The 10,238-nt window shown below is 73.8% G+C and carries 9 protein-coding genes; 5 read left to right on the top strand and 4 right to left on the bottom strand.

Annotated elements, in window-relative coordinates:
* Nucleotides 1-78: 78 nt before the first annotated feature.
* From HLB09_RS08620 to HLB09_RS08630, 3 genes are read left to right on the top strand one after another with little or no spacing between them, the layout of a single operon-like run.
* Nucleotides 79-1,041, top strand: coding sequence for a carbohydrate ABC transporter permease (locus HLB09_RS08620; protein ID WP_171202984.1), 963 nt, complete (start codon nucleotides 79-81; stop codon nucleotides 1,039-1,041).
* Nucleotides 1,041-1,991 carry a carbohydrate ABC transporter permease gene (locus tag HLB09_RS08625; protein ID WP_171202985.1) on the top strand — a complete coding sequence of 317 codons (951 nt, stop codon included), beginning with the start codon at nucleotides 1,041-1,043 and terminating at the stop codon, nucleotides 1,989-1,991. The genes HLB09_RS08620 and HLB09_RS08625 overlap by 1 nt, the downstream gene beginning before the upstream one ends.
* Nucleotides 1,992-2,046: 55 nt before the next feature.
* Nucleotides 2,047-3,555 (top strand): mannitol dehydrogenase family protein, encoded by a 1,509-nt coding sequence (locus tag HLB09_RS08630; protein ID WP_171202986.1) that lies wholly within the window; start codon nucleotides 2,047-2,049, stop codon nucleotides 3,553-3,555.
* A gap of 116 nt (nucleotides 3,556-3,671) precedes the next feature.
* Here HLB09_RS08630 and HLB09_RS08635 read toward each other — a convergent pair whose 3' ends face one another.
* The 4 genes from HLB09_RS08635 to HLB09_RS08650 all read right to left on the bottom strand — a co-directional run bounded on the left by HLB09_RS08635 (nucleotide 3,672) and on the right by HLB09_RS08650 (nucleotide 7,649).
* On the bottom strand, nucleotides 3,672-4,415 hold the full coding sequence (locus tag HLB09_RS08635) for a ferredoxin-NADPH reductase (RefSeq protein WP_171202987.1): 744 nt from the start codon (nucleotides 4,413-4,415) through the stop codon (nucleotides 3,672-3,674).
* 2 nt (nucleotides 4,416-4,417) lie between these two features.
* The gene (locus HLB09_RS08640) at nucleotides 4,418-5,368 is read right to left on the bottom strand and encodes a carbohydrate ABC transporter permease (RefSeq protein ID WP_171202988.1); all 951 of its coding nucleotides are present in this window, start codon (nucleotides 5,366-5,368) and stop codon (nucleotides 4,418-4,420) included.
* Nucleotides 5,368-6,276 (bottom strand): carbohydrate ABC transporter permease, encoded by a 909-nt coding sequence (locus tag HLB09_RS08645; RefSeq protein ID WP_171202989.1) that lies wholly within the window; start codon nucleotides 6,274-6,276, stop codon nucleotides 5,368-5,370. The genes HLB09_RS08640 and HLB09_RS08645 overlap by 1 nt, the downstream gene beginning before the upstream one ends.
* Before the next feature lie 74 nt (nucleotides 6,277-6,350).
* Nucleotides 6,351-7,649 (bottom strand): ABC transporter substrate-binding protein, encoded by a 1,299-nt coding sequence (locus HLB09_RS08650; protein ID WP_171202990.1) that lies wholly within the window; start codon nucleotides 7,647-7,649, stop codon nucleotides 6,351-6,353.
* Between the two features lie 356 nt (nucleotides 7,650-8,005).
* On the opposite strand from HLB09_RS08650, the gene HLB09_RS08655 reads away from it, so the two are divergent.
* Nucleotides 8,006-9,961: a heparinase II/III domain-containing protein gene (locus HLB09_RS08655; RefSeq protein WP_171202991.1), complete on the top strand. Its 1,956-nt coding sequence runs from the start codon at nucleotides 8,006-8,008 to the stop codon at nucleotides 9,959-9,961.
* A partial coding sequence (locus tag HLB09_RS08660; protein ID WP_171202992.1) for a DeoR family transcriptional regulator occupies nucleotides 9,958-10,238 on the top strand: 281 nt, incomplete at its 3' end. The genes HLB09_RS08655 and HLB09_RS08660, both read left to right, overlap by 4 nt.

The following is a 10,238-nucleotide window of genomic DNA, read 5'->3' on the forward strand; positions in this document are numbered from 1 at the left end:
CGCCCGCCCCGCCCGCACGCACGGGGCACCCGCCGGTCCGAGCCCGCGCCGGCCCGACTCCCCACCGCAGGAGAGCCCATGAGCGTCAGCGAGACGACCGCAGAGCAGCGGACCGTCCTGCAGGACCCGTCACCGCAGGAGAAGCGCGCCGCGTCCCGCAAGGCCGGCTGGGTCCGCCGAGCCCCCCTCATGCCGGCGCTGGTCTTCGTCATCATCATGACCCAGCTGCCGTTCGCGACGACCATCGTCATCTCGTTCATGAGCTGGAACGCGCTGCGGCCGGACGAGCGCGGCTTCGCCGGCTTCGGCAACTACGCGCAGGTCTTCAGCGACTCGGGCCTGCGGTCGTCGGTCTTCACGACGATCGTCCTGACGATCGTCGTCGTCGGCGTCAGCCTCGTGCTCGGCCTGCTCATCGCCCTGCTGCTGGACCGCCACTTCTTCGGCCGCGGCGTCGTCCGCACGATGATGATCGCGCCGTTCCTCGTCGTCCCGGTCGCCGCGGCGCTGCTGTGGAAGCACGCGATCCTCAACCCGAGCTACGGCCTCATCAACGGCGTGCTGACGTGGGTGTGGGGCCTGTTCGGCAGCCAGAACCCGCCCCAGGTGGCGTGGCTCACGCAGTTCCCGCTGCTGTCGATCGAGGCGGCCCTCATCTGGCAGTGGACGCCCTTCATGATGCTCATCCTGCTGGCGGGTCTGCAGAGCCGGCCGGCGGAGGCCTTCGAGGCCGCCAAGATGGACGGCGCGAGCCCCGTGCAGGCCTTCCGCTACATCACGCTGCCGCACCTGCGCCGCTACATCGAGCTGGGCGCCACCCTCGGCGCCATCTTCATCGTCCAGAACTTCGACGCGGTCTTCACGATGACGTCGGGCGCGCTGGGCACGGCCAACCTGCCGTACACCATCTACCAGACCTTCTTCGTGCGGCAGGACTACGGCCTGGCCGCCGCCCAGGGCGTGATCGTCGTCATCGGCACGATCATCGTGGCGACCTTCGCCCTGCGCTCGGTCTCGTCGCTGCTCAAGGAGGAGAGCTGATGACCACCTCGGGGACGCAGCACCAGTCCGAGCCGGGCAGCGCCCGCCGCACCGGCGCGCAGGAGGTGGCCCCGGCCGCCACCGCCGCCGAGGTCGACGCGGCGCCGCCGCGCCAGACCTACCGCAAGCACTCGCCGCTCAGCCGCCCCAACCCGCTCTGGGGCGTGCTGGCGTGGGTCGTCGGCCTGCTCTTCGCCTCGCCCGCGCTGTGGATGGTGCTCACCTCCTTCCACAGCGAGGTCGACGCCGCCACGAACCCGCCGTCGCTCTTCGCCCCCCTGACGCTGGACGGCTACCAGAGCTTCTTCGGCAACAGCAACGCGTGGCCGGCGCTCATCAACTCGGCGACGGCCTCGGTCGTCTCGACGGTGCTCGTCCTCGTGCTGAGCATCCCGGCGGCCTACGCCCTGTCGATCCGGCCCGTGAAGAAGTGGTCCGACGTCCTCTTCTTCCTGCTGTCGACGCGCTTCCTGCCGATCGTCGCCGCGGTCCTGCCGCTCTACATCTTCGCGGTGTGGTCCGGCGCGCTCGACCAGATCGGCCTGCTCATCGCCCTCTACACGGCGATGAACCTGCCCATCGCGGTGTGGATGATGCGCTCGTTCCTCGCCGAGGTGCCGGTGGAGATGCTCGAGGCGGCGCAGCTCGACGGCGCCGGCCTCATCCGCACGCTGCGCAGCGTCGTCGCCCCGGTGGCCATGCCGGGCATCGCCGCGACCGCGCTCATCTGCTTCATCTTCAGCTGGCAGGAGCTGCTGCTCGCCCGGTCGCTCACGGGCGTCGTGGCGGGCACGGCCCCCGTCTTCCTCACGAGCTTCGTCACCAGCCAGGGCCTCTTCCTGGCGCAGGTGTCCGCCGCCGCGACGATCGTGTCGCTCCCGGTGCTCCTCGCCGGCTTCGCCGCGCAGGACAAGCTCGTCCAGGGCCTCTCGCTCGGCGCCGTGAAGTGAGGCGTCCGGCGCCCGAGCCCGGCCCCCCGCTCCCCCACCCCGGAGGTCCTCCGCGATGACCGCCCCGACCGCCCTGTCCGCCGACACCCTCGCGTCGCTCGGCGACCGGCTGCCCGTCCCGTCCTACGACCGGGGGGCGGTGAGCACCGGCGTCGTCCACTTCGGCGTGGGCGGCTTCCACCGCGCCCACCAGGCGATGTTCCTCGACCGGCTCATGGAGCGCGGCGAGGCGCTGGACTGGGGGATCTGCGGCGTCGGCGTCCTGCCGGGCGACCGGCGCATGGCGGAGATCATGGCGGCGCAGGACCACCTCTACACGCTCGTGCTCAAGCACCCCGACGGCACGTACGAGCCGCGGGTGGTCGGCTCGATCCACGACTACCTCTTCGCCCCGGACGACCCCGAGGCCGTGCTCGAGCGGATGGCCGACCCGGCCGTGCGCGTCGTGTCGCTCACGGTCACCGAGGGCGGCTACCACGTGCACCCGGTGACCGGGGAGCTCGACACCCGCGACCCCCGCCTGCAGGCCGACCTCGCCGGCGACGAGGCCCCGCAGACGACGTTCGGCTTCATCACGGAGGCCCTGCGCCGCCGGCGCGAGCGCGGCACCGGGCCCTTCACGGTGATGTCCTGCGACAACATCCAGGGCAACGGCGACGTCGCGCACCGGATGATCACCGCCTACGCGCGGGCCCGCGAGGAGCGCACGGGCGGGGACCTCGCCGACTGGGTGGAGGCGGAGGTGCCCTTCCCCAACTCGATGGTCGACCGCATCACGCCGGTGACGACGGACGAGGACCGCGCCGCCGTGGCCGAGCGCCTGGGCGTCGAGGACGCGTGGCCCGTCGTCGCCGAGCCCTTCGTACAGTGGGTGCTCGAGGACCGCTTCGCCGCCGGGCGTCCTCCGCTGGAGGACGCCGGCGTCCAGGTCGTCGACGACGTCCACCCCTACGAGCTCATGAAGCTGCGGCTGCTCAACGCGAGCCACCAGGCGCTGTGCTACCTCGGCCACCTCTCGGGCCACCGCTACGCCCACGAGGTGTGCCAGGAGGAGCTCTTCGCGCGCTTCCTGCTGGCGTACATGGACGACGAGGCCACCCCGACGCTGGAGCCGGTGCCGGGCGTCGACCTCGACGCCTACAAGCCGGGGCTCGTCGACCGCTTCGCCAACCCGGAGGTCCGGGACACCCTCGCCCGCCTGTGCGCCGACTCGAGCAACCGCATCCCCACCTGGCTGCTGCCGGTGGTGCGCGAGAACCTCGCCGCCGGCCGGTCGGTCGACCACGCCGCGCTCGTCGTCGCGTCGTGGGCGCGGTACGCCGAGGGCGTCGACGAGGACGGGCAGCCCATCGAGGTCGTCGACGCCGACGCCGAGGGGCGCACCGCCGCGGCGAGGGCCCAGACCGAGGGCGACGACCTCGCCTTCCTGCGCGACGCGGACCTCTTCGGCGACCTCGCCGAGCAGGAGGCCTTCACGACGCCGTACCGGGCGGCGCTGGCCTCCCTGCACGAGAAGGGCGCCCGCGCGACGCTCGAGGAGCACATGGCGCGCACGCGCGGCTGAGCGACCACCGTCGACACCCTCCGTCCCCGTGGGGCGGAGGGCGTCGCCGGTCCTGGGCGGAGGCGCCAGCCGCCCGACCCGGTGAGCCGTCCGACCCGGTGACCCGTCCGGCCCGGTCAGCCGCGCCCGTCGCCGGGCGAGGGCTCGAGCGCGAAACGGCAGCCGGCCCACACGACGTACAGCACGGGCGCCGTCGCGAGCCCCAGCGCCAGGACGGGCGAGGTGGCCACCGCCGTGACGAGCACGCCGAGCGCGGCCAGCGAGGCCGCGGCGAGGTACCAGCGGCGCACGGCGCGGACGGCCGCGAGCAGGAGCAGGCGGGGCACCGCCACGCCCGCCCAGCGCCCGGCGGGATCCGCCACCGCCACGAGGGCCACCAGACCCGTGACGACGACGAGGACGGCGAGGACGACGAGCACGGGGACGGCCACCGCGCCCGCGCGCAGGCCCCAGACGGCGACGACGTCGACGACGAGCACGGCCAGGGCCGCGACCACGAGGGCCGCGACGGCGAGCCCGCGGCGCAGACCGCGCCACCAGGCCCGGGCGAAGGCGCGCAGCGGCGCCCCGGGGCCGTCGGCGGCGTGGTCGGCGAAGGCCCCCGCGGCGCCGACGAGCGCGGGGCCGAGCAGGGGCGCGGTGACGACCAGCGCCGGCCAGGACGCCAGCGGGCGCTCGGAGAGGACCACGAGCAGGAAGGGCGCCGTGACGACGACGAGCGCCAGGTTCGTCACGAGCGCCAGGTGCGCGAAGCCGAAGAGCGCCGTGAAGACGGTGCCCGCCGTGGCCGCCGGCCCGCCCGGCTCCGGGGCCGGACCCTGCGGCGGCCCGGCCGACCGGGCCGCCGTCGAGGAGGCCACCGTCAGCCCTTCATGCCGCTGGTCGCGATGCCCTCGACGAAGTACCGCTGCCCCAGCATGAAGATGACGGCGATGGGCAGGACCGAGAGCACCGAGCCCGTCATGATGAGCGCGTAGTCGGCGTTGTACTGGCTGACGAAGGTCTTGAGGCCGAGCTGGATGGTCCAGAGGTCGGGGCTGCGCAGGTAGATGAGCGGCCCGAGGTAGTCGTTCCACGTGTTGACGAAGGTGAGCAGCACGAGGGTGGCGATGGCCGGCACCGACAGCGGCAGCATGATCTTGCGCCAGATGCCGTACTCCGACATGCCGTCGATGCGCGCCGCCTCGCTGAGCTCCTCGGGGATCGTGTCGTAGAACTGCTTCATGAGGAACACGCCGAAGGCGCTGAACGTCTGCAGCGCGATGATGGCCCAGAGGGTGTCGGAGAGGCCGACGTCGGACAGCATGATGAACTGCGGGATCATGTAGGCCTGCCACGGCACCGCGATGGTCGCCACGTACAGCAGGAAGAGCGCGTCGCGGCCCGGGAAGCGCACGCGCGAGAACCCGTAGGCGGCGAAGCTGCCCGTCAGCACCTGCAGGGTCGTCACCGCGACCGACAGCAGCAGGGTGTTCTTCACCCACGTCAGCAGGTCCGAGCGCTGGAAGATCTCCACGTAGTTCTGCCAGCGGAAGGTCTCGGGCACCCACTGGATGGGGACGGTGAAGACCTGGTTGTTCTCCTTGAGGCTGGAGGTCACCATCCAGAAGAAGGGCAGCAGGACGGCGGCCGCGGCGACGGCGAGCACGACGTAGCCGACCGCCCGGCCGACGGTGGTCGCGCGACGGCGCGGGCCGCGCCGGGGCTGCGGGCCGGGCGACGGCGCCGCCTCCGGCAGCGGCGTCGTGACCGCTCGGCCCCCCTGCTCGGCCCCCTGCTCCTCCAGCGACGTGGCGCTGCTGCGGCCGGCCATCAGGCGTCCCTCCGGCGGTTGATGACGAACTGGACGACGGTGACGAGCACGCACAGGAGGAAGAGCACGATGGAGATCGCCGAGGCGTAGCCGAACTGGTACTCCTCGAAGCCCTTCTGGAAGATGTACTGGGAGAGCACGAGGGTCGAGCGCCCCGGGCCGCCGTCGGTCAGCACGAGGATGAGGTCGAAGACCTTGAGGCTGCCGATGGTGAGGATGACGACGACGAAGAAGGTCGTCGGGCGCAGCCCGGGCAGCGTGACGTTCCGGAAGCGCTGCCAGGCGCTCGCGCCGTCCACCCGCGCCGCCTCGTAGAGCTCGCGCGGGATGGTCTGCAGGCCGGCGAGGAAGAGGATCATGTAGTAGCCCATCTCGCGCCACACGCCGACGACGATGACGGCGGGCATGGACCACTGCGCCGACGTCGTCCAGCCCGGCGGGTCGTCGACGCCGATGCTCGTGAGCACCTGGTTGATGGGCCCGACCTCGGGGCTGTAGAGCATGTTCCACACCGCGGCGATCGCGACGATGCTCGTGATGTAGGGGAAGAACGCCGCGGTGCGGAAGAAGGCGACCCCGCGCAGCTTCGTGTTGAGCAGGACGGCGAGCCCCAGCGCCAGCCCGAGCGTCAGCGGGATGTGCAGGGCGCTGTAGTAGAGCGTGTTGAGCAGGGCGACGTGGAAGCTCCCGTCGCCGACGAGCCGCCGGAAGTTGTCGAGGCCGACGAACGGCGCGGTGCCGAAGGCGTTCCACGACGTGAAGGCGATGTAGAAGAGCGCCACGACGGGCACGAGCGTGAGCAGCCCGAAGCCCAGGAAGTTGGGGAGGATGAAGCTCCACCCCGTCACGGAGCGGCGCAGCGCGACCCGCCCCCTGCGACGCCCGCGCGTCGCCGTCTCGGTCGTCATCGGGCTCTCCTGGGGTGGGTCGGGCGGTGGCGTGCAGGCGTCCCGGGGCGCTCGCGCGCCCCGGGACGGGGCGGTCAGGAGGTGGGCGCCTCGCTCTCGACGCGGCTGCCCGCCTCCTCCAGCACCGGGTCCACCGGCGAGCTCTCGGACATGATCTCGGTGTGCGCCTCGCCGAGGATGTTCTGCACCACGGTGGTGGAGACTGAGACGGGGTTCTCGGGCCGCGCCTCGCTCTCGGCGAAGGTGAAGCGGGAGAGGTCGTCGGTCGGCACGCCCTCGAGGCCGAAGAACGCCTCGGTCACCGCGTCGGACGTGTACGCGGGCGTGATGCCGATCTCGGCGAGGGCGAGGGCGGCCTCCTCGCCGCCCACGAAGGCGAGGAAGTCCTCCGCGGCAGCGCGCTTCGCGTCGTCCACGGCGGGGTTGAGGCCGATGCCCGTCGGGTCGGCGAAGGTCACCGGGGCGTCGAAGGTCGAGTCGTCGTACTGGGGCGCCGGGGCGATGCCCCACGAGAACTCGTCGGCCTCGCCGCTCTCCTGCTGGGCGAGCAGGGTGGCCACGTACCAGCTGCCCATCGGCATCATGGCGGCCTGCTGCGTGCCGAACTCGGTCTGGTAGGTCAGGGAGCTCGTCGTGGCCGTGCCGAAGCCCACCTGGGCGCCCTCGTCCTGCAGGCGCAGCGACCGCTCGTAGTAGGGCTCCATGTAGGAGTAGTCGCCGCTCGCGAGGTCGGCGCCCGGGGTCTGCGCCAGCGCGAAGCCCTGGACGGTGGACTGCCAGGTGTGCTGGTAGGCGCCGTGCGCGTCGCTGCCGGCGGCGTCGAGGCCGGCCTGCAGGTCGAGGGCCGTCTGCGCGTAGTCGTCCCACGTCCACTCGCCCGTGGGCTCGGGCACGCCGGCCTGCGCGAAGAGGTCCTTGTTGTAGTAGACGTACCAGGCGTCCTGGCGGTAGGGGATGGCGTAGGTGCCGTCGTCCACCGCGTAGAAGTCGAGACCGGCGGTGCTGTCGTCGTAGGTGGACGCCACCTCGCTGAGGTCCGCCAGCTGCGCGCCGCTCTGGTACGTGTAGAAGTTCTTGAGGTTCTTCTGCACGTACAGGTCGGGGGCCGTGCCGGCCGCCAGGTCGGTCGTCATCTGCGTGTCGTAGTTGGTGGCGTCGTACTCCTGGACCTCGATCGTCACGTCCGGGTCCACCTCGTGGTAGGCGTCCGCGAGGGTCTGGAACTCCGGCGTCGTCGACAGGCTCCAGCCGGCCAGGGTGAGCGTCACCGGGCCGTCGGCCGGCGCGGCGGCGTCGTCGCCCCCGCCGCAGCCCGCGAGGGCCAGCGCGGCGGCCGTGACGACGCCGACGGCGATGGTGGTCGAGCGCTTCATGTCGTTCTCCTTCGTGACGAGCCCGCCGTCGGGCCCTCGTGGTCGCCGGGGTGCCAGGGCGCCGCCCCGGCGAGCACCCGCCCCCGCCGACGTCCGCGTCGGGGACCGGCCCTTCACCGTCGAAGCGACCATCCGCAGGAGGCACGACCGGCGCTGCGCGTGCTCGCTCCGGTGCGGACCTGATCGGACAGCACGAGTGAAGGCGCTTTCCCGCGCCGTTGTCAAGCCTTTCACCGCGGAGAACGATCTCCTACGATCACGATCGAACATCGAGGAGCCCGCCGGGCGGGCTCCTCGGACTCGGCGCCGACGGTCGCGAGGGCCGCCGGCGCGACCACTCCGAGCGACGGGGCTCCATGTCCACTCCCCCGCACGACCTGTCCCCCGGCCCCGGCGCGTCCCGCGCCGGCCCGGACGCCCTCCGCGGCCTCCTCGCGCCCGCGGAGGAGGCGCTCCCCCTGCCGCGGGCCGCGGACCGCTCGCGGTGGGACCCGGCGCGCGGGGCGCTGGACGTCGCCACGGTCGACGCCCTCGTGCGCCGGGCGGAGGCCGACCTCGGCCGTCCCTGGCCCTGGCCGTCGGCGCGCGCGCTGGCGCGGTACACCCGCGACGGGGACCGGGAGGAGTACCAGGACGCCGTCTTCGCGCGGCAGGACCGGCTGAGCCGCGCCGTCGTCGCGGCCGCGACCACGCTGGACGGGGCGTGGGTCGACGAGGTCGCCGACGGGACGACGCTCCTGCTCGAGCAGACGACGTGGTGCTGGCCCGCCCACGACGACGCGCCCGCCCGGGGCCGAGTGGCCCCGGACACCGCGCGGCCCTTCCTCGACCTCGGGGCCGCCGAGGTCGTCTCCCAGCTCGCCTGGCTCGACCACCTCCTCGGCGACCAGCTCGACGCCGCGCACCCCGGGCTGCGCGGCAACCTGCGCGCCGAGGTCGACCGCCGGGTGCTCCGGCCCTTCTGCGAGCGCCGGGACTGGCACTGGCTGGGGACGCCGGGCGACGTGCACAACTGGAACCCCTGGATCCACGGCGCCGTGGTCGTCGCGGCGCTCGCGCTGCTCGGCCCGGAGCGCGACGAGGAGCGCCGCGCCGTGCTCGCCCTGGCGCTGGCGGGGCTGCGGACGTACCTCGACGACCTCCCCGCGGACGGGGCGATCGACGAGGGCCCCGGCTACTGGTGGAACGGGGCCTGCCGGGCGCTCGAGGACCTCGACCTCCTGGCCGCCGCGAGCGACGGGCGCCTCGGCGCCGTCCCGCCGGCCCTGGCCGCGTCCGTCGCCTTCCCCCACCGGATGCACCTGGGCGGCGACTGGTACGCCAACGTGGCCGACGCCTCGGCGCGCGCGGAGCCCGACCTCCCGTGGCGAGCGCTGCACCGCGCCGCCGAGGTGGTCGGCGACGACGACGCCCGCCGGCACGCCGCCGCCCACCGGCGCCCCGGGGAGCCGCTGGCCGCCGAGCGGCAGGGCCTCGGCCGCCTGCTGCAGGCCCTCGCGGACCCGGCCTGGACGGCGGCCCGGCCCACGGGCTCGCCGCTCCCCCGGCAGGCGTGGTTCCCCTCGACGCAGGTGCTCGTGGCGCGACGGGAGCCAGGGACGAGCGCGGGCCTCGCGGTCGTCGCCAAGGGCGGCCACAACGGCGAGAACCACAACCACAACGACGTCGGCGCGGTGGCCGTCGCCCTCGACGGCGTGCCCGTGCTCGTCGACGTCGGCCGGCCCACGTACACGGCGGCCACCTTCGGGCCGGACCGCTACACGATCTGGACCATGCAGAGCAGCTGGCACGGCGTCCCCGAGGTGCGGGGGACGCCGCAGGCGGTCGGGCGCGACCGCGCCGCGCGGGGGGTGGGCGTCCGCGCGGACGCGACGGGCGCCACCACGGGCGTCCGCATGGACCTCGCGGCGGCCTACCCGCGGGACGACGTGCGCTCGTGGTGGCGGGAGGTCGCCCTCGACCGGGAGCGCGACGTCGTCGAGGTGGTCGACCGCTGGGACCTCGAGCCCGCGCCGGGGGCGACGGCGGCGGGCGTGCTGCACCTGGTGCTGGCCGGGGAGGTGGAGGAGGCGGACGGGGCGGTCCTCGTCCGACCGGTCGAGGGGGGCGGCCGCCGGGTGCGGGTCACCGGCCGACTCCTCACCGACGACGTGCGGGAGGGCGGGGACGTCCTGGCGCCGCGCCTCGAGCGCCGGCTCCTCGACGACCCGCTCCTCGTCCGCGTGTGGGGCGCGGCCGTCACGCGGCTGGCGCTGGACCTGCCGGGCACGGCCCGCGGTGCCGCGGTCGTCACGGTCGAGGTGGTCGCGTGAGCACGCTCGCGGGCCGGGGGCCGCTCGCCGAGACGCGCCGCCAGCACCTCCTGCTGGCCCTGCGGCGTGACGGCGTCGTGCGCGTCTCGGACCTGACGGAGGCGCTCGGCGTCACGCCCGTCACCGTGCGCCGCGACATCGCCCGGCTGGAGCGCGACGGCCTCGTGCGCCGCGTCCACGGCGGGGCCGCCCTGCCCGTGCCCGCCCCACGACTCCGGGTCGTACTGCTCCGGCGACTGCTGGAAGGAACCGTCGGGACGGCGGCCCTGGAAGAAGC

It is taken from the genome of Pseudokineococcus marinus, assembly GCF_013004605.1.
Lineage (GTDB): Bacteria > Actinomycetota > Actinomycetes > Actinomycetales > Quadrisphaeraceae > Pseudokineococcus > Pseudokineococcus marinus.